At 70.7% G+C, this 25099-nt stretch carries 26 protein-coding genes; 14 read left to right on the top strand and 12 right to left on the bottom strand.

Annotation, left to right across the window (positions count from 1 at the left end):
* Nucleotides 1-45: 45 nt before the first annotated feature.
* Both ABZ848_RS17065 and ABZ848_RS17060 read right to left on the bottom strand, forming a co-directional pair.
* Entirely contained in the window at nt 46-891 is an 846-nt protein-coding gene (locus tag ABZ848_RS17065) for a hypothetical protein (RefSeq protein WP_360832045.1), read from the bottom strand.
* Complete coding sequence (locus ABZ848_RS17060; RefSeq protein ID WP_360832042.1) at nt 888-1454, bottom strand: SigE family RNA polymerase sigma factor; 567 nt, start codon at nt 1452-1454, stop codon at nt 888-890. Before ABZ848_RS17060 ends, ABZ848_RS17065 begins: the two co-directional genes overlap by 4 nt.
* Nucleotides 1455-1686: 232 nt before the next feature.
* Between ABZ848_RS17060 and ABZ848_RS17055 the strand changes: the two genes are divergently transcribed.
* The gene (locus ABZ848_RS17055) at nt 1687-3138 is read left to right on the top strand and encodes an NCS2 family permease (RefSeq protein WP_360832040.1); all 1452 of its coding nucleotides are present in this window, start codon (nt 1687-1689) and stop codon (nt 3136-3138) included.
* 10 nt (nt 3139-3148) lie between these two features.
* Here the strand turns inward: ABZ848_RS17055 and ABZ848_RS17050 are convergent, their stop codons facing one another.
* The 3 genes from ABZ848_RS17050 to ABZ848_RS17040 form a co-directional block, all read right to left on the bottom strand.
* Nucleotides 3149-4600 carry a penicillin-binding transpeptidase domain-containing protein gene (locus ABZ848_RS17050; protein ID WP_360832038.1) on the bottom strand — a complete coding sequence of 484 codons (1452 nt, stop codon included), beginning with the start codon at nt 4598-4600 and terminating at the stop codon, nt 3149-3151.
* Nucleotides 4601-4693: 93 nt separating this feature from the next.
* Entirely contained in the window at nt 4694-5173 is a 480-nt protein-coding gene (locus tag ABZ848_RS17045; RefSeq protein WP_360832036.1) for a GNAT family N-acetyltransferase, read from the bottom strand.
* A gap of 18 nt (nt 5174-5191) precedes the next feature.
* Nucleotides 5192-5965, bottom strand: coding sequence for an IclR family transcriptional regulator (locus ABZ848_RS17040; RefSeq protein ID WP_242774417.1), 774 nt, complete (start codon nt 5963-5965; stop codon nt 5192-5194).
* 154 nt (nt 5966-6119) lie between these two features.
* Between ABZ848_RS17040 and ABZ848_RS17035 the strand changes: the two genes are divergently transcribed.
* Together ABZ848_RS17035 and ABZ848_RS17030 are read left to right on the top strand one after the other, a co-directional pair.
* Nucleotides 6120-7649 carry an aldehyde dehydrogenase (NADP(+)) gene (locus ABZ848_RS17035; RefSeq protein WP_360832034.1) on the top strand — a complete coding sequence of 510 codons (1530 nt, stop codon included), beginning with the start codon at nt 6120-6122 and terminating at the stop codon, nt 7647-7649.
* Between the two features lie 26 nt (nt 7650-7675).
* Nucleotides 7676-8284 (top strand): DUF1349 domain-containing protein, encoded by a 609-nt coding sequence (locus tag ABZ848_RS17030; RefSeq protein WP_360832031.1) that lies wholly within the window; start codon nt 7676-7678, stop codon nt 8282-8284.
* Here ABZ848_RS17030 and ABZ848_RS17025 read toward each other — a convergent pair.
* Complete coding sequence (locus tag ABZ848_RS17025) at nt 8259-9632, bottom strand: MFS transporter (RefSeq protein WP_360832028.1); 1374 nt, start codon at nt 9630-9632, stop codon at nt 8259-8261. The genes ABZ848_RS17030 and ABZ848_RS17025 overlap by 26 nt on opposite strands.
* A gap of 49 nt (nt 9633-9681) precedes the next feature.
* Here ABZ848_RS17025 and ABZ848_RS17020 point away from each other — a divergent pair, with 49 nt between their 5' ends.
* The 6 genes from ABZ848_RS17020 (at nt 9682) to ABZ848_RS16995 (ending at nt 14881) form a co-directional block, all read left to right on the top strand.
* Complete coding sequence (locus ABZ848_RS17020; protein WP_360832025.1) at nt 9682-10698, top strand: helix-turn-helix domain-containing protein; 1017 nt, start codon at nt 9682-9684, stop codon at nt 10696-10698.
* Entirely contained in the window at nt 10695-11201 is a 507-nt protein-coding gene (locus ABZ848_RS17015) for a GNAT family N-acetyltransferase (RefSeq protein WP_360832022.1), read from the top strand. Before ABZ848_RS17020 ends, ABZ848_RS17015 begins: the two co-directional genes overlap by 4 nt.
* A 68-nt stretch (nt 11202-11269) precedes the next feature.
* The gene (locus ABZ848_RS17010; RefSeq protein WP_360832019.1) at nt 11270-11986 is read left to right on the top strand and encodes a DsbA family oxidoreductase; all 717 of its coding nucleotides are present in this window, start codon (nt 11270-11272) and stop codon (nt 11984-11986) included.
* 95 nt (nt 11987-12081) lie between these two features.
* Entirely contained in the window at nt 12082-13131 is a 1050-nt protein-coding gene (locus ABZ848_RS17005) for an aminotransferase class V-fold PLP-dependent enzyme (RefSeq protein WP_360832016.1), read from the top strand.
* A 45-nt stretch (nt 13132-13176) separates the two neighbouring features.
* Nucleotides 13177-13803, top strand: coding sequence for a sigma-70 family RNA polymerase sigma factor (locus tag ABZ848_RS17000; RefSeq protein WP_360832014.1), 627 nt, complete (start codon nt 13177-13179; stop codon nt 13801-13803).
* Nucleotides 13804-13861: 58 nt separating this feature from the next.
* Complete coding sequence (locus ABZ848_RS16995) at nt 13862-14881, top strand: maleylpyruvate isomerase family mycothiol-dependent enzyme (RefSeq protein WP_360832011.1); 1020 nt, start codon at nt 13862-13864, stop codon at nt 14879-14881.
* Between the two features lie 19 nt (nt 14882-14900).
* On the opposite strand, the gene thpD is transcribed toward ABZ848_RS16995, so the two are convergent.
* From thpD to ABZ848_RS16965, 6 genes are all read right to left on the bottom strand, one after another.
* The gene (gene thpD / locus ABZ848_RS16990; RefSeq protein ID WP_360832008.1) at nt 14901-15788 is read right to left on the bottom strand and encodes an ectoine hydroxylase; all 888 of its coding nucleotides are present in this window, start codon (nt 15786-15788) and stop codon (nt 14901-14903) included.
* Between the two features lie 3 nt (nt 15789-15791).
* Nucleotides 15792-16190 (bottom strand): ectoine synthase, encoded by a 399-nt coding sequence (locus tag ABZ848_RS16985; protein ID WP_360832006.1) that lies wholly within the window; start codon nt 16188-16190, stop codon nt 15792-15794.
* A 31-nt stretch (nt 16191-16221) separates the two neighbouring features.
* Nucleotides 16222-17493 carry a diaminobutyrate--2-oxoglutarate transaminase gene (gene ectB / locus ABZ848_RS16980; protein WP_360832004.1) on the bottom strand — a complete coding sequence of 424 codons (1272 nt, stop codon included), beginning with the start codon at nt 17491-17493 and terminating at the stop codon, nt 16222-16224.
* A gap of 32 nt (nt 17494-17525) precedes the next feature.
* On the bottom strand, nt 17526-18044 hold the full coding sequence (ectA, locus tag ABZ848_RS16975) for a diaminobutyrate acetyltransferase (RefSeq protein WP_360832001.1): 519 nt from the start codon (nt 18042-18044) through the stop codon (nt 17526-17528).
* A gap of 317 nt (nt 18045-18361) precedes the next feature.
* Nucleotides 18362-18886, bottom strand: coding sequence for a DinB family protein (locus ABZ848_RS16970; RefSeq protein WP_360831998.1), 525 nt, complete (start codon nt 18884-18886; stop codon nt 18362-18364).
* Nucleotides 18887-19004: 118 nt separating this feature from the next.
* On the bottom strand, nt 19005-20051 hold the full coding sequence (locus ABZ848_RS16965) for an aminotransferase class V-fold PLP-dependent enzyme (RefSeq protein ID WP_360831995.1): 1047 nt from the start codon (nt 20049-20051) through the stop codon (nt 19005-19007).
* Nucleotides 20052-20156: 105 nt separating this feature from the next.
* Here ABZ848_RS16965 and ABZ848_RS16960 point away from each other — a divergent pair, with 105 nt between their 5' ends.
* The 5 genes from ABZ848_RS16960 (at nt 20157) to ABZ848_RS16940 (ending at nt 24947) form a co-directional block, all read left to right on the top strand.
* Nucleotides 20157-21020 carry a transporter substrate-binding domain-containing protein gene (locus ABZ848_RS16960; RefSeq protein ID WP_360831993.1) on the top strand — a complete coding sequence of 288 codons (864 nt, stop codon included), beginning with the start codon at nt 20157-20159 and terminating at the stop codon, nt 21018-21020.
* Entirely contained in the window at nt 21017-21850 is an 834-nt protein-coding gene (locus ABZ848_RS16955) for an amino acid ABC transporter permease (protein WP_360831991.1), read from the top strand. Before ABZ848_RS16960 ends, ABZ848_RS16955 begins: the two co-directional genes overlap by 4 nt.
* Entirely contained in the window at nt 21847-22617 is a 771-nt protein-coding gene (locus ABZ848_RS16950) for an amino acid ABC transporter ATP-binding protein (RefSeq protein ID WP_360831988.1), read from the top strand. Before ABZ848_RS16955 ends, ABZ848_RS16950 begins: the two co-directional genes overlap by 4 nt.
* A 71-nt stretch (nt 22618-22688) precedes the next feature.
* Nucleotides 22689-23780 carry an amidohydrolase family protein gene (locus ABZ848_RS16945; protein WP_360831985.1) on the top strand — a complete coding sequence of 364 codons (1092 nt, stop codon included), beginning with the start codon at nt 22689-22691 and terminating at the stop codon, nt 23778-23780.
* Between the two features lie 219 nt (nt 23781-23999).
* Nucleotides 24000-24947: an SCO1860 family LAETG-anchored protein gene (locus ABZ848_RS16940; protein WP_360831983.1), complete on the top strand. Its 948-nt coding sequence runs from the start codon at nt 24000-24002 to the stop codon at nt 24945-24947.
* Nucleotides 24948-25099: the final 152 nt, after the last annotated feature.

Raw genomic sequence — 25099 nt, 5'->3', positions numbered from 1 at the left:
TGGTCGCCACCGGCACGGAAAGGGTTGCCGCGACTTCGGAACTTTTTACGAGTCGCCCTCGCCGTCCGTGTGGGCCGCGAAGCCGCCGCCCACCGAACGCTGCTTGCCGTCCGCCGTCGCCGTGATCGTGTAGCTGTCGTCCTTCGCGTCCCGGCCGCCGCGCGTGTGGTTGTACTGCCCGGCGAACACCCACTCGCCCTTGGCGACCGTGCTGCCCGGCTTGAGCGTCCAGGTGTAGACCAGGAAGCCGTCCTGCTCGGTGACCGTGAGGTCGAAGTCCTGCTCCGGCAGCGAGCGCCAGGCGCCGGCGTTGGTGACCCCGCCCGTCTGCGCGATCTTCAACTGCACGGTGAGCGCGGTCAGTTGCGAGCTCGTCTTCAGGGTGAGGTTGCTCTGCGCCCAGAAGTCGCCGCTGTGCGGGTCCACCGAGCCGTCCGACCACAGCGGGCCGTCGCTCTCGCCGCCGGCGGACGGCAGCACGGAGACGGAGGCCGAGGGCTGGGAGGTGGGCGAGCTGCTCGCCCTGTGGGTCTCCTGCGACCGGCTCGGCTTCGGGTTCACCGGCGGGACGGGCGCGCGGCTCGTCGCGTCCGGCGACGGCGTGGGCGTCGGCGAGGTCTCGACGGTCTGCTGCTGGGGGTGGGTGTCGTGCTTGACGGCCGACGCCACCGCGTAGCCGCCGACCGCGAGCATGCCCGCGACCGCGGCCGTGGCACCGACCACCCGCGCCCAGCCCCACACCGGTGGCCGGGTCGCCCGGTGGTCGCGGCGGTCCTGCGCGGTCATGCCCCGCTCGACGCGGGCCAGGATCCTGGCCCGGTCCGGCTCGTGCGCCTCGGCCGCCTCGTGCAGCCGGGCGCGCAGCTCGTCGTGCACGTCCTGCTGCCTCATCGGTCCCGTCCTCCGGTCTCGCCGCCGCGTGCCATCGCCGCGTGCACCTTCTGTGGGACGCCCTGGGAGCCCAGCTGCCTCTGCAGCTCCGCCATCCCCTTGGACGTCTGGGACTTAACCGTACCCACGGAAACACCCAGGGCGAGCGCGGTGTCCTTCTCCGACAGATCGAAGGCGTGACGAAGCACCACACACGCCCTTTTCCGGAACGGCAGCCGGCGCAGCGCCTCCTGGACGTCGACCACACCCGCGATGTCGGGGTTCTCGGTCTTCTCCTCGCGTTGCGACCAGAACAGCGAGATCCGCCGGCGTTCGCGCACCGCGCTGCGGATGCGGGTGCGGGCCAGGTTGGCGACCACGCCACGGGCGTACGCGACCGGGTGGTCCGCGGCGCGTACCCGGTCCCAGCGGTGCCACAGTGCGAGCAGCGCGTCCGCCGCCAGGTCGTCGGCGGCGTCCGCCTCACCGGTCAACAGATGGGCGAGCCGGGAGAGTTCGGCGTAGTGCCGCTCGAAGAAGGCATGGAACTCCACGGAGGCTGCGTCGTCGACGACAGTGCCCACGGGTGACCTTCCTGTGCGTGTCATGTGTATGACATGTGATCATCCGGAGGTGGTCCGGGCGAGATCCGGAAGCGTAGCAGTGATCGACTCGATGCTTCGTACGCGCTGTCGAACGCAGTCTGACGGGTCGACTTCGATTCCGTAACACGAGGAAAACCTGAAACGCGTTCAACGCGGGAACAATCCAGCCAGCATCCGCACACGAACGATCATGTACCTAGGAGCACCCGCCATGTCCGAGACGAAGAGGGCGACCGCCGGGCCAAGTGCCGCGCCGCCAGGGGCGAACGGGGTCGACCGGTTCTTCAAGATCTCCGAACGGGGATCCACCATCGGCCGGGAGGTACGCGGCGGCTTCGCCACGTTCTTCACGATGGCCTACATCCTTGTCCTGAATCCCATCATCCTGGGCAGCGCGAAGGACAAGTTCGGGCACACCCTCGACACCGGTCAACTCGTCACCGCCACCGCCCTGGTGGCCTGTGTGATGACGATCATCATGGGGGTCGGTGGCAACCTCCCGCTCGCCATCGCCGCCGGCCTCGGCCTGAACGCCGTCGTCGCCTTCCAGTTGGCGCCGCTGATGAGCTGGGCCGACGCGATGGGGCTCGTCGTCCTCGAGGGCATCCTGATCTGCGTCCTGGTCGTCACCGGGCTGCGGAAAGCGATCATGGACGCTATTCCGCAGCAGCTCAAGCAGGCCATCGGCGTCGGCATCGGGCTGTTCATCGCCTTCATCGGCTTCGTCGACGCGGGGTTCGTCAGCCGTATCCCGGACGCGGCGCAGACCACGGTGCCGGTGCAGCTCGGCGCGGTCGGGCGGCTCACCGGCTGGCCCGTCCTCGTGTTCTGTCTCGGCGTGCTGCTCACCATCGCGCTGCTCGCGCGCAAGGTGAAGGGCGCGATCCTGATCAGCATCGTCACCATGACGATCGTCGCGATCATCATCGACGCGGTCGCCGACATCAAGAGCTGGGGCCTGACCACCCCGCACGTGCCCGACAAGATCGTCTCAACGCCCGACTTCGGACTCGTCGGTCACTTCAGCCTGTTCGGCGGCTTCGCGAAGGCCGGCATCCTCACCGCCGTACTGCTCGTCTTCACGCTGATCCTGTCCGACTTCTTCGACGCGATGGGCACGATCGTCGGCATCAGCGCGGAGGCCGGGCTGCTCGACGAGCAGGGGCAGGTGCCGGGGATCGGGCGCGTGCTGTTCATCGACGGCGCGGCGGCGGTCGCGGGCGGCCTCGGATCGGCCTCCTCCAACACCGCGTACATCGAATCGGCGGCGGGCGTCGGCGAGGGCGCGCGCACCGGATTCGCGAACCTCATCACCGGCGGCCTCTTCGGCCTCGCGCTCTTCCTGACGCCGATCCTGACGATCGTCCCGCTCCAGGCCGCGGCCCCCGCCCTCATCGCGGTCGGGTTCCTGATGATGACCCACGTCAAGCACATCGACTGGGACCGGTACGAGATCGCCATCCCGGCGTTCCTGACCATCGCCGCGATGCCGTTCACGTACTCGATCACGGACGGCATCGGCGCGGGCTTCCTGGCCTACGTCGTCATCAAGGCGGTCCTGGGCAAGGCGAAGGAGGTCCACTGGCTGCTGTGGGGCGTGTCCGCGCTGTTCCTGGTGTACTTCGCGATCGACCCGGTGGAACAGATCCTCGGCGTGAAGTAGCCGTCCGGGCCTAGTTCTTGAGTGCCGCCTCCATCATGGCCTTGGCCACGGGGGCGGCCAGGCCGTTGCCGCTGACCTCCGAGCGGGCCGCGTTCGACTGTTCGACCACCACCGCCACGGCGACCTCCTTGTCGCCGGCCTTGGCGTACGACGTGAACCAGGCGTACGGGGTCTGGCTGTTGTTCTCGCCGTGCTGGGCCGTGCCCGTCTTGCCGCCCACTGTCGCGCCCGATATCCGCGCGTTCGTACCGGTGCCCTTCTCGACGACCGTCTGCATCGCCGACTGCAGCTGCTCGGCCGTCGAGGACTTGACGATCTCCTTCGTGCTCGTGCTGTCGTCGTAGTTCTTCAGCACGTCACCGCCACTGTCGGTGATCTGCGAGACCATGTGCGGAGTGACCAGCTTGCCGCCGTTGGCGATCGCGGCGGACACCATGGCCATCTGGAGCGGCGTCGCCGTGACGTCGTACTGGCCGATGCCCGTCAGGGCCGTCGACGACTTGTTCATGTCCTTGGGGTAGACGCTGGTGTAGGCCCGCACCGGAACGTCCTGCTCGGTGTCGTTGAAGCCGAACTTCTCGGCCATCGCCCGCACCTTGTCCTGGCCGAGGTCGACGGCCATCTTCGCGAACACGGTGTTGCACGAGTACTGCAGCGCGACGCGGATCGACGCGTTCTCGCAGGGCGCGGACTTGCTCTCGTTGTTGAGCGGCGTGACCGTGCCCGGCAGCGTGTACGGGGCCGGGCTGTCCGTCTTCTCGTCCACCGACGAGTACAGCCCGTCCTCCAGCGCGGCCGCCGCCACGACCAGCTTGAACGTCGAGCCCGGCGGCAGCGGCTGCCGCAGCGCGCGGTTGGTGAGCGGCTTGTCCGGGTCGGCGTTGAGCTTCTTCCAGGCGGTACCGGCCGTGTTGGCGTCGGTCAGCGACGACGGGTCGTACGACGGCGTCGACACCACGCCCAGGATCTTGCCGGTCTCCGGGTCGATCGCGACGGCCGCGCCCTTCTTGTCGCCGAGCGCGTCATAGGCGGCCTTCTGCACGTCCGGGTCGATCGTCGTGACCACGTTGCCCGGATCGGCGCGCTTGTCGGTGATCGTGTCCATGACCGTCTTCAGGCGGCTGTCCGTGCCGTTGAGCAGGTCCTGGTAGATGCCCTCCAGCTGGGTCGGCGCGTACGCCTGCGAGGCGTAGCCCGTCACCGCGGCGTACAGCTTGCCGTCCTTGTACGTGCGCTTGTACGCGAGGTCGCCGCCGCTGGTGCGCGCCGAGCCGGTGACCGACTCCCCGGCCACGATGATGTTCCCGAGCGGCTCCGCGTACGTCTCGATCGCGTTGCGCCGGTTGTCCTTGTCGTCCGCCAGGGCCTTGCCGTCGTAGAACTGCACCCATGTCGCCCTGACCAGCAGCGCGAACACGAGCAGCAGCGCGAAGACGGAGGCCCGCCTGATCGTCTTGTTCATCCCGCCCAGAAGACGAACGAAACGGCCCGGATCGTTCCCGTCCGCCCGGATTTCTCATCGGGCGCTCATGAAAGCCGCGGTCGTCGACGCGGGCTAGCCGGCCTCGGCGGCCAGTGTCAGCACCACCTCGTCGATCTCCGCGCCCCGCGCGTTCGCGAACCCGGTCGCCGTGGCCGTGATCCGGAAGCCGCACTTCTCCAGGACCCGCCGGGAGGCGGCGTTGTCGGCGGCGGCGCGTGCGTACATCGGGCGCTCCGGCACCTCCGTCAGCAGCCCCCGCAGCGCGGCCGTGGCCACGCCCCGCCCCCAGTACGCCCGGTCCACCCAGTACGTGACCTCGCGTTCGCCCGGCTCCCCGTACACCGCCGTGCTGCCCACCACGTCGCCGTCCGCCAGGATCGTGCGAATTACGGCGTCGGAGGCCCGGATCCGTTTCCAGTGGGCTTCGAAGGCGTCCCGGTCGGCCGGGTCCTTCGCGGTGAAGGCGGCCATGTGGAGGGCCTCGGGATCGTTCATCTGCCGGAAGAAGACGGGCAGATCGCTGTCGTGCACTTCACGCAGTACGACGTCCATGAGACCCGACCCTATGAGTCAGAGCCTCCGAGTCGCCAGGGTGAGGCGGTCGCGCGCGTCGAACAGGGCGTCCTTCACCATCTGTTCATGGGCCGGGGTGAGCCGGGCCACCGGCACCGAGCAGCTGATCGCGTCGCGGGCCGGGGTGCGGTACGGGATCGCCACGCCGAAGCAGCGCAGCCCCAGCGTGTTCTCCTCGCGGTCGACGGCGAAGCCCTGCTCGCGGACCTGGTGCAGCTCCTCGATCAGCTTCTCGCGGTCGGTGATCGTGTTCTCGGTCAGGGCCGGCAGCGTCTCCGGGAGCATCTTGCGGACCTGCTCGTCCGAGTACGTGCTCAGCAGCGCCTTGCCGAGGGAGGTCGAGTGGGCCGGCAGCCGGCGGCCGACCCGGGTGAAGGGGCGCAGGTAGTGCTGCGACTGGCGGGTGGCCAGGTAGACCACGTTCGTGCCGTCCAGACGCGCGAGGTGGATGGTCTCGGTCGTGTCGTCGGAGAGGCGGTCGAGGGTCGGGCGGGCCGCCGCGACCACCTCGTCACCGTCGATGTACGACGTGCCGACCAGCAGCGCCCGCACCCCGATGCCGTACCGCGTGCCCGTCGCGTCCGTCTCCACCCAGCCCAGCTCGACCAGCGTGCGCAGCAGCATGTAGAGGCTGGACTTGGGATAGCCGACGGCCTCCTGGACCGAGGCGAGCGAGTGCATTCCGGGGCGGCCGGCGAAGTACTCCAGCAATTCGACGGTCCGCACCGCCGACTTGACCTGCGCCCCGCCGCCTGTCTCGACTGCCGACATCGCCCTTGACCCCTTCGTTCGACGAGACACAGAGTTATAGTCTCCAACAGCATATTCATCATCAGAGACAGCGTTCAGTATATCGAACGACCCTGGTGGATGACCCAGATACTGCGGCAATAACGAGCGCAAGACATACGTGGAGGGACCCGCGGTGGCAGCAGCACCAGTCTGGAGTGTCGACCCCCGAACCGGGAAGCAGCGGGAACAGGTTGCGGTGGAGGCCACAGCCCAGGAGGTGGACGCCACCGTCCGCGCGGCGCACGAGGCGCGCGGCTCCCTCGCCGACCGTGCCGTCCGCGCCGCCTTCCTGCGCACCGCCGCCGAGCAGCTGGAGGCCGCCAAGGACTGGCTCGTGGAGACCGCCGACGCGGAGACCGCGCTCGGCCCGGTCCGCCTCACCGGCGAACTCGCCCGCACCTGCTACCAGTTGCGGGCCTTCGCGGACATCGTCGACGAGGGCGCCTTCCTCGACGTGATCATCAACCACCCCGACGACACCGCGACCCCGCCCATCCCGGACCTGCGCCGCTACAAGGTGCCGCTGGGCGTCGTCGCCGTCTATTCCGCCTCCAACTTCCCCTTCGCCTTCTCGGTCGCCGGCGGCGACACCGCGAGCGCCCTCGCCGCGGGCTGCCCGGTCGTCGTCAAGGCCCACCCCGACCACCCGGCCCTGTCCGAGCTGGTCGCCAAGGTGCTGCGCCGCGCCGCCGCCGCGCACGCCATACCCGAGGGCGTCGTCGGCCTGGTGCACGGCTTCGAGGCGGGCGTCGAGCTGGTCAAGCACCCGTTGATCTCCGCGGCCGGCTTCACCGGGTCGGTACGGGGCGGTCGCGCCCTCTTCGACGCGGCAGCGGCCCGCCCGACCCCGATCCCCTTCCACGGCGAGCTGGGCTCGCTCAACCCGGTCCTCGTCACGGAGGCCGCGGCGGCCGAGCGCGCCGAGGCCATCGGCACCGGTCTCGCCGGGTCCATGACGCTGGGCGTCGGACAGTTCTGCGTGAAGCCCGGCCTGGTCCTCGCGCCGAGCGGCGCGGCCGGCGACCGGCTGGTCAAGTCCCTGACGGACGCGGTCAGCGACACCGACGCGGGCGTACTGCTCGACCACCGCATGCGCGACAACTTCCTCGCCGGCGTCGCCGAGCGCACCGAGCTGCCCGACGTCGAGTCGCCGGTGACGCCCGGAGCGGGCGGCGAGCACACGGTGAGCGCGGGCTTCCTGACGGTGGGCGCGGACAAGCTCGCCGAGGAGGGGGCGTACGACCTGCTCCTGGAGGAGTGCTTCGGTCCGGTCACCGTCGTCGCCCGCTACGAGGACGACGCCCAGGCGCAGGCCGTGCTCTCCCGGCTGCCGGGCAACCTCACGGCGACCGTCCACCTGTCGACGGAGGAGGCGGCAGGCGAGGGCCGCGGCCCCGAGCTGCTGGCCGAACTGACGCCGCTGGCCGGGCGCGTGCTGGTCAACGGCTGGCCGACCGGCGTCGCGGTGGCCCCCGCCCAGCACCACGGCGGCCCCTACCCGGCGACGACCTCGACGTCGACCTCCGTCGGCGGCACGGCCATCGAGCGCTGGATGCGCCCGGTGACCTACCAGGGCGCTCCCGAGGCGCTGCTGCCGCCCGAGCTGCGCGACGACAACCCGCTCGGCCTCCCGCGCCGATTCGACGGCCGCCTGGAACGGTGAACACCCGCACCTGACACACTCCCTCCATGGACGTGGAACTTCCCGAACTCCCCTTCGCCCTCCGCACGTACGGCCCCAAAGGCAACTGGTCCTACGAGGACGGGATCCTCACCGGATGGGCCGGACCCCGGCAGGACCGTTTCGTGCCGCCCACCGGGGAGGCGCTGGAGCCCGCCTCCGACGCGCCCCGGCTGCTGGGCTGGCCCGAAGGCGACTTCCAGCTGATCGCCCGGGTCACCGTCGGCTTCGCGGCGGCCTTCGACGCGGGGGTGTTGTACGTCCATGTCGGCGAGCACGCCTGGGCCAAGCTCTGCCTGGAGAACTCCCCGGACGTGCCCACCGTCTGCACGGTGGTCACCCGGGGACACTCCGACGACTCCAACTCCTTCACGGTCGACGGCAGTTCGGTGTGGCTGCGGGTCAGCCGCACCGGCCGCGCCTTCGCCTTCCACGCCTCCCGCGACGGCCGCCGCTGGACCTTCGTGCGCCTGTTCACCCTGGGCAGCGAGAAGGAGACGGACGCGGCCCTGGTCGGCTTCATGACGCAGTCGCCGATGGGGGAGGGGTGCGTGGTGACGTACGACCACATCGAGTTCCGGAACAGCTGGCCTAGCGATCTGCGAGACGGAAGCTGAGCCCGAAGGTCACCAGCAGCAGAGCCGCGCCGACGGCCAGGCTCATCCGCATGCCGTCGACGAACCCGCCGGAGACCAGCGTCCCGAAGACGGCGATCCCCAGACCGCCCGCCACCTGCCGCGCGGAGTTGAGCACCCCGGCCGCGAGCCCGGCCCGCTCCGCCGGTACGGCGTCCATCATCGCGGCGGTCAGCGGCGGCACGGTCAGCGCACAGCCCAGGGCCAGGGGCACGAGCAGCACGGCCGTCAGAACGGACGACGTCCCGGCGTCGACGTACAACAGCACGAGCAGTCCCACGACGGCCAGGGCCTGCCCGATCAGCATCGGCAGCCTCGCCCCGTACCGTCCCGCGAGCTTGCCCGCGACCACGTTCGTCGCCGCGATCAGGCCCGTCATGGGCAGGAACGCCAGCCCGGCGCGCAGTGCGGACAGGCCCTGGACCTGCTGGAAGAAGAGCGAGAAGACGAACACCACGCTGTAGAAGGCCACGCTCACCGCCGCGCCGGCCGCCACCGCCACGGCCACCGTCCGGTTGCGGAAGAGGCCGAGGGGGACGACCGGGTGCGGGCTGCGCGCCTCCACGCGGAAGAAGACCACGGCCGCCACGACGGCCACCGCCAGGGCCACCCACCCCGCCGTGCCGCCCTCGATCACCGCGAAGGTCAGGCCCGTGAGCGCCAGTACGGCCGTCGCCTGCCCCGGCAGGTCCAGCGGCGCCGGGCGGCGCTCGGAGCGCGGGGCCCGGACGAGCAGGGCCAGGATCAGCGCCCCCACCGGCAGGTTGACGAAGAAGATCCCGCGCCAGTCCCACACCGTGGTCAGCAGCCCGCCGGCCACCGGCCCGAGCGCCACCGCCGCCGAACCGCCCGCCGCCCACGCGGCCACCGCACGGGCCCGCCGCGCCGGATCCGGGTACGCCTGCCGCACCAGCGCCAGCGAGGCCGGGAGCACGACGGCCGCCGCCACGCCCTGCACCACTCGCGCGCCGACCAGCGCCGGCAGACCGGGCGCCAGCCCGCAGACCACCGAGGCGAGGGTGAACACGGCGGTGCCCAGCGCGAACGCGCGGCTCGCCCCGGCCCGGTCCGCGAAGGCTCCGGTGGACAGCATCAGCGCGGCGAAGGCCAGCGTGTAGGCGTCCACCACCCACTGCAGCCCGGACATCCCGCCGTGGAGCGAGGCGCCGATCGAGGGGAGTGCCACGTTCACGACGGAGGCGTCCAGGCAGATCAGCGCGAAGCCGAGGAGCGCGGCGGTGAGGGTGAGCGCGGGAGAGGGCCTCTTGGGCGCCAAGTCCCGCTCGGCAAGAGGGAGTTGTTCGCTCCCGAGGGTCTGGTCGGTCGACATGCCTCCATGCTGCGGATGGCCGCCCGCGTACAGTAGTGACCTGAATGCCATGCATCCGGAGGTTCTGGCCATGTCCGAGCGGCTCGCCCCGCACCGCATCGCCGTGATCGCGCCCTCGCCGGTCTCGATGTTCAACCTCGCCATCCCCGAGCTGCTGTTCGGCAAGGTCGAGCTGGCCGGACGGCCGGGTTACGAGGTGGTCATCTGCGCCGCCGACCCGGGCCCCGTGCCCACCAGCGGTGGCCTCGACCTGTACGTCCGCCACGGTCTGGAGGCCGTACGCGAGGCCGACACCGTGGTCGTCGCCGGCACCGGGGCGCCGTACGAGCCGGAGCCGCGGATCGTGGCCGCCGTGCGCGAGGCGGCCGAGGCCGGGAAGCGGATCGCGTCCCTGTGCACCGGTGCCTTCCAGCTCGCCGAGGCGGGTCTGCTGGAGGGCCGGCGGGCCACGACGTACTGGGCGCACGCCGAGGCGCTGCGCGCCCGTTACCCGGGCGTCGACCTCCAGGGAGACGTCCTCTACGTCCAGGACGGCCCCTACGTCACGGCGTCCGGCTACGCCGCCGGGATCGACCTCTGCCTGCACGTCATCCGCACCGACTACGGCGCCGCCGTCGCCAACGAGGTCGCCCGCCTCGCCCTGGTCGCACCCGTGCGCCCCGGCGGCCAGACCCAGTTCACGCACACCCCGCTGCCGCCCGAGCGCGGCACGGCCTGCGCCGACACCCGGGGCTGGGCCATGCGCAACCTCGACAAGCCGCTCACCCTCACCGACCTGGCCCGCCACGCGGGCGTCTCGGTCCGCACCCTCACCCGCCGCTTCCACGCGGAGAGCGGCGTCAGCCCCCTCCAATGGCTCCTCCACCAGCGCATCGAACGCGCCAAGGAACTCCTGGAGACCACCACCCTCCCCATGGACCAACTGGCCCGAGCCTGCGGCCTCGGCACGGCGGACTCCCTGCGCGCCCACGTGGTCCGCCGCACGGGCCTGACCCCGAGCGCCTACCGGGCCCAGTTCAGCCGCCTGGGAACCGGGAGCGACGCGGACTCGTCCTCGGCTGCATGATCGAAGCGAACCGGACCATCGACTCCCTGGTGATCAGAACGGCCCTGCCCGCCGAGGCGGCCGCCGTCGCCGAGCTGCACCTGCGGGCCCGGGCGACCTACTACCCGGAAGGCCTCCCGGACGACGGTCTCGACTGGCCGACCCTGTGGCGCGAGGCCATCGAGCGGCCCGACGGGAACGTCCTGTGCGCCGTCCGCGACTCCCGCCTGATCGCCATCGCCTCCTTCCGCACCCCGCCGGACACCTCCGCGGAAACGGTCAAGCTCTTCCAGTTCCACGTCGACCCCGGCCACTGGCGCGGCGGAGTCGGTACGGCCCTGCACACCGCCTGCGTCGAGCAGTGGCGGGCCGACGGCCGGCGCACCGCCGTACTCGACGTGCACGTCGGCAACGAGCGCGCCCAGGCCTTCTACGCCCGCCAGGGCTGGGTGCCGGACCCGGAGAACCCGCCCGCCGAGGACGACCACCACCTGTACCTGCGGTACTCCGTGGCCGGGGAATGATCGCGGCTGCTTGAACGTTCACGCTCCCGGCGGAGGGTGCCTCCGTAACCGTACGAGGTGGAGTGGACATGAAGGTCGAGATCTGGTCGGACATCGCGTGCCCCTGGTGCTACGTGGGCAAGGCCCGCTTCGAGCAGGCGCTCGAGGCCTTCCCGCACCGCGACCAGGTCGAGGTCGTGCACCGCTCCTTCGAGCTGGACCCGGGCCGCGCCAAGGGCGACGTCCAGCCGGTGATCAGCATGCTCACCAAGAAGTACGGCATGAGCGCCGCCCAGGCCGAGGCCGGCGAGGACAACCTCGGGGCGCAGGCCGCCGCGATCGGCCTGGAGTACCGCACCCGCGGCCGCGACCACGGCAACACCTTCGACATGCACCGCCTGCTGCACTTCGCCAAGGAGCAGGGCCGCCAGGACGAGCTGATCCAGCTCCTCTACAAGGCCAACTTCGCCGAGGAGCGCTCCCTCTTCACCGAGGGCGACGAGCGGCTCGTGGAGATCGCCGTCGCCGCGGGACTGGACGCGGACGACGTGCGCAAGGTCCTCGCCGACCCCACCGCCTACGCCGACGAGGTCCGCGCCGACGAGCGCGAGGCCGCCCAGCTCGGCGCGAACGGCGTGCCCTTCTTCGTCCTCGACCGCAAGTACGGCGTCTCCGGCGCCCAGCCCGCCGAGGTCTTCCAGCAGGCGCTGACCCAGGCCTGGGGCGAGCGCTCCCCGCTGCAGCTGATCGACCAGGGCGACGCGGACGCGTGCGGCCCGGACGGGTGCGCCGTACCGCAGAAGTAAAAGTGCAGGTCGGGGCGGATCCATAAGGATCGCTTAGCGAATCCACGTAAAAATCGGCAATGGACTACGACTTCTCCCGGGCTCAGAGTGGAGCCATGGAGACCTTCGAGAGCCTCGTCCGAGCCGAGTTCGCCCCGAAGAACACCTACCTCAACACCGCGAGCACCGGGCTGCTGCCGGCCCGTACCGTCGCCGCCATGCGGACCGCCGTCGAGGCGGCGGCCGCGGGCGCGCCGACCGACATGTTCGGGGACGTCGAGGCGAGCCGCGCCTCCTTCGCGCGGCTCGCCGGCGTACCGGAGTCGCGCGTGGCGGCCGGCGCCTCGGTCGCCGTCTACAGCGGCCTGATCGCCGCCTCCCTGCCCGAGGGCGCCGAAGTCCTCACCGCCGAGGGCGACTTCAGCTCCGTCGTGAACCCCTTCCACGTCCGCGCCGACCTCAAGGTGCGCACCGTCCCCCTGGAGCGCGTCGCCGAGTCCGTGCGCCCCGGCACCGCCCTGGTCGCGGTCAGCGCCGCCCAGTCCGCCGACGGCAGGGTCGCCGACCTGCCCGCGATCCGGGCGGCGGCGCAGACGCACGGGGCGCGTACGTACATCGACGCGTCCCAGGCCGCAGGCTGGCTGGACTTCGACGCGGACGCCTACGACTACTCCGCCTGCGTCGCCTTCAAGTGGCTCGTCTCGCCGCGGGGCGTGGCCTTCCTCGTCGTCCCGGCGGACCTCGGCTCGCTCACCCCGCTGTTCGCGGGCTGGGTGGCGGGGGAGCATCCCTGGGACGCCTGTTACGGCCCGATCGACGAACTCGCCCGTTCCGCACGCCGGTTCGACGAGAGCCCCGCCCTCTTCTCGTACGCCGGCGCCCGCCGCTCCCTCGAACTCCTGGAGGAGCTCGGCGTGGACACCGTACGCGCCCACGACCTGGAGCTCGCCGACCGCTTCCGCGCCGGCCTCGCGACACTGGGCCACGAGCCCGTCCCGGCACCGGGCTCGCCGATCGTCTCCGTACCCCAACTCGGCCACCGCCAGGCCGAGTTGAGCGCAGCCGGAGTCGAGGTGTCGGACCGCGCGGGCAACCTCCGCGCCGCCTTCCACCTCTACAACACACCGGCCGACGTCGATCGCCTGCTGGACGTGCTGTCTTCCTGAACCACTGGCGCGGGCCCCGCAGGGACGCTAGGAAGGGCACCAGGGGTGGTGGTGCCGGTGGAGTCCACGGGCGATACGTCCGTCCAGCTTCCCGTCGACGCGGAGCTGCACAGGCGGCTCGTGTACGGAGACGAGTCCGCGCTGGCCGAGGCGTACACGGCGTACGGCGGGCTGGTGCGCCGCGTCGCCGCGCGGGTCACCCGGAGCCCGGGCGCCGCCGAGGACGTGGCACAGGAGGTCTTCGCCCAGCTGTGGAGCCGCCCGTACGCCTTCGACGCGCGCCGTGGCTCGCTGCGCACCTGGCTGTCCATGCTGGCCCACCGGCGGGCCGTGGACTGGGTGCGCAGCGAGGCCCGGCACCGCAAGGACGCCCGCGCCGACGACTCCGCGCTGCACGCCATCCCGGACGCGGCGCCCGGCCCCGACGAGACGGTCGTCGACCGCGAACGCTCCCTCCTGCTGCACACGGCCCTCGCCGAACTCCCGCAGACCCAGCGGGAGGTGGTCCACCTCGCCTACTTCGCCGGCCGCACCTACCGGCAGGCCGCCGTGGAACTCGGCATTCCCGAGGGCACCGCCAAGACCCGCCTGCGCACCGCCCTACGCACCTTGGCTGTTTCTTTGGCGGATTCGCCCGACCCGCCGGACCCCGCGCTGGAAAGGGGCGCATGATGGCGAGAAGGTGCATGGGAGGCTGTTTCCCGGCGGAACGGGCGGAAGGAGGCGCGCGATGACCGACGACCACGACGGCGTACGCGACCTGCTGGCCGCCTGGGCCTTCGGCGCCCTGCCTCCCGCCGAACGGCAGGCGGTCCCACGCCACCTGGCCCGCTGCGAGAGCTGCGCGGCGGAGGCGGAACAACTCCGGGAGACTGTACGGCTGTTGGACGGGCCGTCGGGGAATGGGCGGGCCGAGGGCGCGGTGCCCGCCGTCGGTACCCCCCGTGCCCTGACCGCCGCCCTGCGTGCCCGCCCCGCCGCCGCCCGGGTCGCCCCGCACGCCGCCGCCTACGCCGCCTCGGTCGCCGGGCTCCAGGCACTGCTGCCGGAGGCGGAGGGGCGCTGGTCCACGCCCGTCGTGCACGACTGGGACGTGCACGCCACCGTCGCCCACCTGCTGGCCGCCGACGAGCCGCTCGCCGGACGGCTCGGTGTCGGTGCGCGGGTGCCGGACGTCGCGGAGGAGACGGAGGCGGACTGGACGGACGCCTGGAACCGGCGTACCGCCGAGGTCATCGCCCAGGAGCACGCCCGTACCCCCGAGGAGACCGTCGCCGACTGGGCCGCCCAGGCCGCCGCGCTGCTCTCCGCGCCCGAGGCCCGCGACCCCGAACTGGCCGCGCGCGCCACGACCTTGATGGGCGTACGGCTGCCCGTCGCCGACCACTTCGTGGTGCGGGCCTTCGAGGCGTGGATCCACACCGACGACATCGGCCGCGCCCTCGGCCTCGCCATACCGCCGCCGCCCCCCGAGCACCTCTGGCGCCTTGTCCGCCTCGCCGTCCGCATCCTCGGCCTGGCCCTCGGCCCCACCGCACCGCCGGTGCTGTTCGCGGTCACCGGCGGCGACGAGTGGGTGCTGGGCTCCGACGCCGAACCGGTACGCGCCGAACTCACCCTGGACCCGATCGACTTCTGCCTCCTGGTCGGCGGCCGCCACACCCCGCACGAGGTGCCGCGCCGCGCGGCGGGAGACCAGGGCGCCATCAGGAACGTACTGGAACGGGCGGCGGAACTCTCGTGGCTGTAGGGGCGTGGGACCTCGTCGTTCAACGCACCGGCGTGAAGTCCCGTGCCCCGATGAACTCCGGGCGCCGTACCGGAGCCGCGAACGGCTCGACCGCCGTGTTCTCCACGCTGTTGAACACGATGAAGACGTTGCTGCGCGGGAACGGCGTGATGTTGTCGCCGGAGCCGTGCATGCAGTTGCAGTCGAACCACGTCGCCGAACCGGCCCTGCCCGTGAAGAGCTTGATGCCGTACTCGCTCGCCATGGCCGTCAGCGCCTCGTCCGAGGGCGTGCCCGCGTCCTGCATCTGCAGCGACTGCTTGTAGTTGTCCTTGGGCGTGGCTCCCGCACACCCGAGGAACGTGCGGTGCGAGCCCGGCATGATCATGAGCCCGCCGTTGGTGTCGTAGTTCTCGGTCAGCGCGATCGAGACGGACACCGTGCGCATGTTGGGCAGGCCGTCCTCGGCGTGCCAGGTCTCGAAGTCCGAGTGCCAGTAGAAGCCGCTGGCCCCGAAACCGGGCTTGACGTTGATCCGCGACTGGTGGACGTACACGTCCGAGCCGAGGATCTGCCGGGCCCGGCCCACGACCCGCTCGTCGCGCACGAGGTTCGCGAACACCTCGCTGATCCTGTGCACCTCGAAGACCGAGCGGATCTCCTTGGACTTCGGCTCGACGATCGAGCGCTCATCGGCGCGGATCGCCGGATCGGTGACGAGCCGCTCCAACTCCCGCTGGTAGACGGTGACTTCGCCCGGGCCGATCAGCTGGTCGACGGCGAGGAAGCCGTCCCGCTCGAACGCCTGCAGCTCATCGGTCGCGATCGGCCCCGGGGTGTCCGGAGAGCCCCAGACGACGGGGTCCTTGCGCGGGATCGACACCTCGGTGGCGCCACGGCTCGGGTACAGGTCGGTGATCGTGGTCATGGTTCAGACCTCCTCCGTCAGCAGGGGATAGACACCGTTCTCGTCGTGGTCCTCCCGGCCGGTCACGGGCGGGTTGAAGACACAGATGCAGCGGAAGTCCTCCTTGATCCGCATCGTGTGCCGCTCGTGCCCGTCCAGGAGGTACATGGTGCCGGGCGTGATGGTGTACTTCCGCCCGGTCTCGTCGTCGGTCAGCTCGGCCTCGCCCTCGACGCAGACGACGGCCTCGATGTGGTTCGCGTACCACATCGACGTCTCCGTACCCGCGTACAGGATCGTCTCGTGGACCGAGAAGCCGACCCGCTCCTTGGCGAGGACGATGCGTTTGCTCTCCCAGGTGCCGGACGCGGCCTTCACATGCCGGTCGGTGCCTTCGATCTCCTTGAACGAACGGACGATCACAGTGCTGCTCTTCCTCCTCGGTGGATGGCGGTCAGGCGGTTTCGCGGACGGCCCGGGCGAGGACGCTGAGCCCCTCGTCGAGTTCGTCGGCCGTCACGGTCAGGGCCGGGAGGAGCTTGACGACCTCGCTCTCCGGGCCCGACGTCTCGATGAGGAGCCCGAGTTCGAAGGCGCGCCGCGCCACTCGCCCGGCCCGCTCCTTGTCGTGGAACTCCAGGCCCCACACGAGCCCGCGCCCGCGGTGCTCCTTGACGTCGGCGCGGTTCTCCTCGGTCACGGCGACGAGCGCCTGCTCGATCTGCTCGCCGCGCGCACGGGTCTGCTTCTCCATCACGGAGCCGTCCGCCCAGTACGCCTCCAGGGCGGCGGTGGCCGTGACGAAGGCGGGGTTGTTCCCGCGGAAGGTGCCGTTGTGCTCGCCCGGCTCCCAGATGTCCAGCTCGGGCTTGAAAAGGCAGAGGGACATGGGCAGTCCATAGCCGCTGATGGACTTCGAGACGGTGACGATGTCGGGGGTGATGCCCGCCTCCTCGAACGAGAAAAAGGCACCGGTCCTGCCGCACCCCATCTGGATGTCGTCGACGATCAGCAGCATGTCCTGCCGCTCGCACAGGTCGGCCAGCGCCCGCAGCCACTCGGGCCGCGCCACGTTGATGCCGCCCTCGCCCTGCACGGTCTCGACGATCACCGCGGCCGGCTTGTTGAGCCCGGAGCCCTGGTCCTCGAGCAGCCGCTCGAACCACAGGAAGTCCTCGACCGTGCCGTCGAAGTAGTTGTCGAAGGGCATCGGCGTGCCGTGCACCAGCGGGATACCGGCCCCGGCCCGCTTGAAGGCGTTGCCGGTCACGGCCAGCGACCCCAGGGACATCCCGTGGAAGGCGTTGGTGAACGACACGATCGCCTCGCGCCCCTTCACCTTCCGCGCGAGCTTGAGCGCGGACTCCACGGCGTTCGTCCCCGTCGGGCCGGGGAACATGACCTTGTAGGGGAGGTCGCGGGGCCGCAGCACAAGGTCCTGGAAGGTCTGCAGGAAGGCCCGCTTGGCGGTGGTCGACATGTCGAGCCCGTGCGTGACGCCGTCCCGCTCCAGGTAGTCGATCAACGCCCGTTTCAGGACGGGGTTGTTGTGCCCGTAGTTGAGCGAGCCGGCCCCCGCGAAGAAGTCCAGGTACTCATGGCCGTCCTCGTCGTACATGCGGCTGCCCTGCGCGCGGTCGAAGACGGTGGGCCAGCCTCGGCAGTAGCTGCGCACCTCGGACTCGAGGGTCTCGAAGACGCTGAGGTCGGGCTGGGTGATGGTCACGACGAATCGCTCCTCTTTGGATGCGTGGGGGGTCAGAGGGAGAGGGGACCGATGCGGTACAGGACTTCGGGGTCGTGCGGCCCGTCGGGGAACAGGCCCGTCTCGAACAGCACCTCGCGCTCCACCTCGGCCCCGTGCCGCTCGGCGAAGGAGGTGAACAGGCGCTCGGAGCCGGTGTTGCCGGGTGTGATGGTGGTCTCGACGGCGGTGATCCGGTGCTCGCCGGCGGTCCGCGCGACCAGCCCGTCGAGGAGCCCGGCCGCGACTCCCCGGCCCCGGTACGCCTCGTCCACCGCCACCTGCCAGACGAGCAGGGTGCGCGGACGGTCCGGCCGTACGTACCCGGTGACGAAGCCGACCGGCTGCCCGCGGCCGTCACGCGCCACGGCCGAGGTGGCCGCGAAGTCGCGACACCAGAGCAGATAGCTGTACGACGAGTTCAGGTCGAGTGCCTTCGAGTCCCGGGCGATCCGCCACAGCGAGGCACCGTCCGTCACCGACGGACGGTCGATTTCCAGTTCTGCTGACGTGTCTGCTTGAGCGGCAGTCATGCGAATTGAACTTACCGAGGGAAATTCAAAAATGCATGGCTGGACGGGGTTACGTGTGCGTGGTGCATGTGTTATCACGCGGGCGCGAGTGGCGGTGTGACGGGCGTGCAAAAGGCCCGTTCTGTCCGGTAAATACCGTACAAAACGGGCCCGATGTGTAACGCGTCACAGCCGTGTAACCCTCACGAGATCTGCCCGAATTACCCCCCTCGGTGTTCGCGGAATCTTTGCGTTTAGGTCCGGGAAAAGCGGGCAGAAGAAGACGGGAAGCTGCTCAGGAAAAGGCTACTCGAATAAAGCCTGAAACGGGGCGGAATTCAGGTCCCGGTCACTCCGTCGATACGCTCGCGCAGAATATCGGCGTGGCCGTTGTGCCGGGCGTACTCCTCGATCATGTGAATGAGCACCCAGCGGAAACTGACCTCCATGCCGGCCATCGGTCCCTCGGGGACGCGCCCCATGTGCTCCAGCGACAGTCCGGCACACAGCTCTCGCCCGCGCGCGATCTCCCGGCGCCACACGTCCAGCGCCTCGTCGAGCCCACGTGCGGGATCCAGCCCGTATCCGCTCTCGTTCTCGACCCCGTACACCGGCGGTACGTCCAGCCCGGCCGCCTTCCGCTGGAACCAGTTCCGCTCGACCTCGGCGAGGTGCTGCACCAGCCCGAGCAGCGTCAGGGCGGACGGCTCGGCCGCCGCGACCCGCACCTGCGCGTCGTCCAGGTCCTTGACCTTGAGCTCCAGCGTGGCCCGATGAAAGTCGAGCCAACTGTCGAGCATGGCGCGCTCGTCACCGGAGAAGTGGGGGATGGGGCGGCCGTCGGGAAGAGTCGGAGTGGTCATGGAGCGAGCATGCCATCGGGGACTGACAATCTCAGCGCGCCCGGCACTCTCAGCCCGTCCGGCGTTTGAGGACGAGGCCCTTGGGCCGATGGGGGTCTGGGGGCGCGCCCCCAGGACCTCAGCCACCCACCACCGCAAGCGCCTCCCCCAGCGCCGCCAGACACGCCTCCACAACGTCCACCCGCGCATCCACCCCGTAGTGGTTGACCCGGATCATCTCCTTCGCCAACGCACCCCCACCCGCCGCCAACGGCAGCGCGGGGTCCCTTTCCAGCGCCCGAGCCACCAACTCAGACGCCACAACCCCGGAAGGGGCCCGCAAAGTCGTGGCAACCGGCGCCGCCTCCCGAGCCTCGTACACAAACGGCTCGAACCCCGCCCCCGGCGCCCCCGCCCGCGCAGCCTCCGCCGCGGCCCGGTGCCGGCCCATCACCGCCTCCAGCCCCACCGCCTCGATCCGCTCCACGCACGCCTCCAGCGCCAGCATCTCCAGCTGCGCAGGCGCGTGCAGCAGCGCCTTGCGCCCGCCGTCGACCCACCGCTCCTTCCAGTCCAGCAGCGAGAGGTACGACCTCCTCGGCGCCCGCGGATTCGCCGCCATCCGCGCCCACGCCCGGGAGCTCACGGACACCGCCGACACCCCGGCCGGCCCGCCCATCGCCTTCTGCGCCCCGATCACGCACAGGTCCACGCCCCACGCGTCCGGCAGCACCGGCTCGGCCCCGATCGAGGCCACGGCGTCCAGGTAGAAGAGCGCGCCGTGCTCCCGTACGACCTCCCCGATCTCCGCGACGGGGTTGGTGTTCCCGGTCGCCGCCTCCGCGTGGACGAGCGACACGAAGTCGATCTCGGGGTGCTCGGCGAAGGCCTCCCGGACCTGCTCGGCGGTCACCGCCGTGTGGAACGGCACCGACAGGTCGATCACCGTCGCCCCGCAGTCCCGCAGCCAGTTCCCGAAGGTCTGCCCGTACGGCCCGGTGATGACGTTCAGCGCGGTGCTGCCCGGACCGGCCGTCCCCCGGATCGCCCCTTCCAGCGGCAGCAGCGCCTCACCCTGCATGATCACCACGTCCTGCCGGGTGTCCAGCAAACGGGCGACCCGGTCCTCGATCTCGGCGAAACGGGCGGCGCTCAGCGGGGCCAGGTCAAGGAACGGGTGTGTCACGGCGGTGCCTTCTCCTCGGTCATGGGGTACAGGTGTCGAGAGTAACCGGCACCCCACTTCCCCCCTTGCCGGTGACTGCGCACTCCCGCCCCACCGGAGGTTCCCGTGTACACCGTCCCCGGCCGCAGAAGCCACGCCCTGCCCCGCGCCCTGGCCGCCACCACCGTCACGGCCGGGCTGCTGCTCGCGGCAGCCTGCACTTCGAGCGACAGCGGAGGCAGCGGCAGCAAGACCGCGGCCGGCGGGGTCGAGCTGGTCAAGGCCGGACAGCTCACCACCTGCACGCATCTGCCGTACCCGCCGTTCCAGTCGGAGATCGACGGCAAGGTGCAGGGCTTCGACGTGTCACTGATCGACCTGGTGGCCAAGGACCTGGGCGTGAAGCAGAAGATCCTCGACACGCCCTTCGAGAACTTCAAGACGGGTGCCTTCCTCAACTCCGGCGAGTGCGACCTGGCCGCGGCCGGCATGACCATCACCGCCGAGCGCAAGAAGAACGTCGACTTCTCCGACCCGTACTTCGACGCCACCCAGGCACTCCTGGTCACCAAGGACAGCGGGATCACCTCGCTCGCCGACGCCAAGACCAAGAAGGTCAAGCTCGGCGCGCAGGCGCAGACCACCGGCGAGGACTACGCCAAGAGCCAGGGCTTCGACCCCGTCTCCTTCGAGTCCTCCGACGCGGTCCTCAACGGCCTGCGCACCGGCCAGGTCAAGGCCGTGATCATCGACTACCCGGTGGTCCAGGGCTGGCTGAAGGACAAGGCCAACGCGAGCGCCTTCCAGCTCGCCGACAACATCAACACCGGTGAGCAGTACGGCTTCACGGTCAAGAAGGGCAACACGAAACTCCTCGCCGCCATCAACAAGGCCATCAAGGACGCGAAGGCCGACGGGACGTACAAGAAGCTGTACGAGAAGTGGATCGGCCCGTACGACGGGTCCACGGCCTCGCCCTCCGCCTCATGACCGCGGCCGACGCACAACTCCAGCCCCGCAAGAAGGGCCTGACCCGGCGTCAGAAGCGCAGCCTGTCACGGGGTGTGCAGTACGTCGTCTTCGTCGCCGCCGTGGTCGCGTTCGCGGTCGGCGCCGACTGGGGGCGGCTGAAGAACCAGTTCGCGCAGTGGTCCATCGCCAAGCAGATGTTCCCGGACGTCATCACCATGGCGCTGAAGAACACCGTGCTCTACACGGTGTCCGGCTTCGTCGTGGGCCTGGCCCTCGGCATGGTGATCGCGCTGATGCGGCTGTCGTCGGTGGGCCCGTACCGCTGGCTGGCCGGCGTCTACATCGAGATCTTCCGCGGCCTGCCCGCCCTGCTGATCTTCATCTTCATCGGGGTCGCCGTCCCGCTGGCCTTCCCCGGCACGGAGATCGTCGGCGGCACCTACGGCAAGGTCGCCCTGGCGCTCGGTCTGGTGGCCGCCGCCTACATGGCCGAGACGATCCGTGCGGGCATCCAGGCGGTCCCCAGGGGCCAGATGGAGGCGGCCCGTTCACTGGGCTTCTCACCGGCCCGCGCGATGGTCTCGATCATCATCCCGCAGGCGTTCCGCATCATCCTCCCGCCCCTGACCAACGAGTTGGTGCTCCTGTTCAAGGACTCCTCCCTGGTCCTCTTCCTCGGCGTCACGCTGGAGGAGCGCGAACTGTCCAAGTACGGCCGTGACCTGGCCAGTACGACCGCCAACTCCACGCCGATCCTGGTCGCCGGCCTGTGCTACCTGCTGGTGACCATCCCGCTCGGCTTCGTCGTGCGCCGTATGGAGGCGAAGGCCCAGGAGGCCGTGAAATGAGCCGACCCGAGATCGAGGTGAAGGGCCTGCACAAGTCCTTCGGCGACAACGAGGTGCTGCGCGGCATCGACCTGGAGATCGGCCAGGGCGAGGTCGTGTGCGTCATCGGCCCCTCCGGCTCGGGCAAGTCGACGCTGCTGCGGTGCGTGAACCTGCTCGAAGAACCCACCAAGGGCCAGGTGTTCGTGGGCGGCACCGAACTCACCGACCCCGATGTCGACATCGACGCCGTGCGCCGCCGTATCGGCATGGTCTTCCAGCAGTTCAACCTCTTCCCGCACCTGACGGTGACCGAGAACCTCACGCTGCCGCAGCGCAGGGTCCTCAGACGGGACAAGGCGAAGGCGGCGAAGGTGGCCGCCGAGAACCTGGAGCGCGTGGGCCTCTCCGAGAAGGCGGACGCGTATCCCGCCTCCCTCTCCGGCGGGCAGCAGCAGCGGGTGGCGATCGCCCGTTCGCTGTCGATGGGCCCCGAGGTGATGCTCTTCGACGAGCCGACCTCGGCACTCGACCCGGAGCTGGTGGGGGACGTACTGGCGGTGATGCGGATGCTGGCGAACGAGGGCATGACGATGATGGTCGTCACGCACGAGATGACGTTCGCCCGCGAGGTCGCCGACCGGGTGGTGTTCATGGACGGCGGGGTCGTGGTCGAGGACGGCTCCCCGGCCCAGGTCATCGGCAACCCCACCCACGAACGCACCCGCCACTTCCTGTCCCGGCTGCTGGACCCGGCGATGGCGGAGGTGGAGGAGGACGAGTCCTGACCCGGGCCGGACTGCCGGAGGCGTGTGGCCCGTATCGAGCAGGGACTGCCCGCCGTCCTAGGCTGACGCCCATGAGCGATCAGGCGGTGCTGCACGTGAAGGGCCGGGTCCTCGTGGGACCCGAGGACATCCGCGACGAACTGTGGGTGGTGGGCGGTCGAGTCTCCTACGACCGTCCCGCCGGCGCCCGGGACATCCGTACCGTCGAGGGCTGGGCCCTCCCCGGCCTGGTCGACGCCCACTGCCATGTCGGCCTCGGCCCGCACGGCACGGTCGACCAGGACGTCGCCGAGAAGCAGGCGCTCACCGACCGGGACGCCGGCACCCTCCTCATCCGCGACGCCGGCTCCCCGTCGGACACCCGCTGGGTCGACGACCGCGAGGACCTCCCGAAGATCATCAGGGCCGGCCGGCACATCGCCCGCACCCGCCGCTACATGCGCGGCTACGCCCACGAGATCGAGCCGGAGGACCTCGTCGCGTACGTCGCCCAGGAGGCGAACCGGGGTGACGGCTGGGTCAAGCTGGTCGGCGACTGGATCGACCGCGACCTGGGCGACCTCGCCCCCAGCTGGCCGCGCGAGGCGGTCGAGGCGGCGATCGCGGAGGCACACCGGCTCGGCGCCCGCGTCACCGCCCACTGCTTCGCCGAGAACTCCCTCCAGGACCTGGTCGAGGCGGGCATCGACTGCATCGAGCACGCGACCGGCCTCACCGACGACCTCATCCCGCTGTTCGCCGAGCGCGGCGTCGCTATCGTCCCGACCCTCGTGAACATCGCGACCTTCCCGCAGCTCGCGGCGAGCGGCGAGAGCAGGTTCCCGCAGTGGTCGGCACACATGCGGCGCCTGCACGAGCGCCGCTACGACACCGTGCGGGGCGCCTACGACGCCGGCATCCCGGTGTACGTCGGCACGGACGCCGGCGGCCACCTCGCCCACGGCCTGGTGGCGGGCGAGGTCGCCGAGCTGGTCACCGCGGGCATCCCGCCCGTCGAGGCCCTGTCGGCGACGACGTGGGCGGCGCGGAAGTGGCTCGGGCGGCCCGGTCTGGAGGAGGGGGCGCCGGCCGATCTCGTCGTGTACGAGACCGATCCACGGGCCGATGTACGGGTACTGGCGGCGCCGAGTCGCATCGTCGTGAACGGCTTGCTCGTCGGCTAGTTGACGCTGCACGCGCCGTCTTGCGCGCCCCGTGTCAACCGCCGTATTCGGACAGAAGGCGGTGCGGCGGTGAAAATGTGGAACGTGTGTGCCGGGCGATTCGAAAACGTTCACGGGGAATGCACGATGGGGTGAACTGGCGCTGGAACGCCGCCAGTTCACTCTTGGTGCGTAATTCTTGGCGGGTCCCGAGCAAGTCTCCTCTGAGGGGTCCCCACCTTGAACGGCAAGAACTTCCGTATGCCCGCACGCCGTCTCGCCACCGTCGCGACGGCCACGGCCCTGGCCGCCGGTCCCGCGGCCCTCGCCGCGGCGGGCACCGCGCACGCGACCGATGACCAGGGTCGCGCGAGCGCCGTCGTCCTGCGCACCGGGCTCGACGTGTCGCTGCTCAACAAGACCGTGAACGTCCCGCTCGCGGTCTCGCTCAACCAGGTCGAGGCGCCGCGGAGCGCCGAGAAGACCGCGCTCACCGCCACGCTGGACGGCGTGGACGGCGGCAAGCCCTTCAGCGTCCTGGACGCGGAGGTGGCGACGGCGAAGGCGACCGCGACCTCCGCGAAGGCCGAGGGCTACACGAACCTCGCCCACGCCAGGCTGCACGTCCCCGGCCTGCCGCTGCTCTCCCTGATCGAGATCGGCCAGGTCACCTCCAAGGCGACCTGCGAGGCCGGCAAGGAACCGGTCGCCACGTCGAACCTGCTCGGCGCGGTCACCGTGCTGGGCAAGAAGGTCACGGTGACGACCGGCGGCACGACGGACGTCAAGGTGCCGGGGGTGGGCGAGGTCCGCCTGGACCTCTCCAAGACGGAGAAGACGTCGACCACGGCGGCGGCAACCGCCCTCGAACTCAAGGTCTCCGTCAACCCGTTGAAGCTCAACGTGGCGGAGGTCGAGGGCACGGTGACCCTCGCGAAGGCCACGTGCGAGACACCGAAGACGGCCGCGGCCACGACGCCGGCCAAGGACCCGGCGGGGGGCTCCGACAGCGGGTCCGGCTCCAGCTCCGGTTCCGGAGACGTCAAGGCGCAGGGAGCCGCCGGCGACGAGGCGAACCTCGCGGAGACGGGCGGCAGTTCCATGACGCCGTACCTCGCGGGCGGCGCGATCGCGCTGGTGCTGGCGGGCGGCGGAGCGGTGGCAGTGGCACGGAGGGGCCGGGCCTGACGATCCCGCAGGGGCGCGGAGCCCCCTGGGCGGGGCCGGAGGGGGCGGCAGCCCCTGGGGATGGGACGGGTAGGGGCGCTGTGGGTTGTGGGGTGGGGTGTGCGAGCCGTTTAGACGCGCGGGCCGTGTAGAGGGGGCGCGGCGTGGCGTCG

The organism is Streptomyces sp. NPDC047081 (assembly GCF_040643775.1).
In the GTDB taxonomy this organism is placed as follows: Bacteria; Actinomycetota; Actinomycetes; order Streptomycetales; family Streptomycetaceae; genus Streptomyces.
Note: the sequence above shows the minus strand (reverse complement) of the source record. Positions and strands in the feature narration are given on the sequence as shown.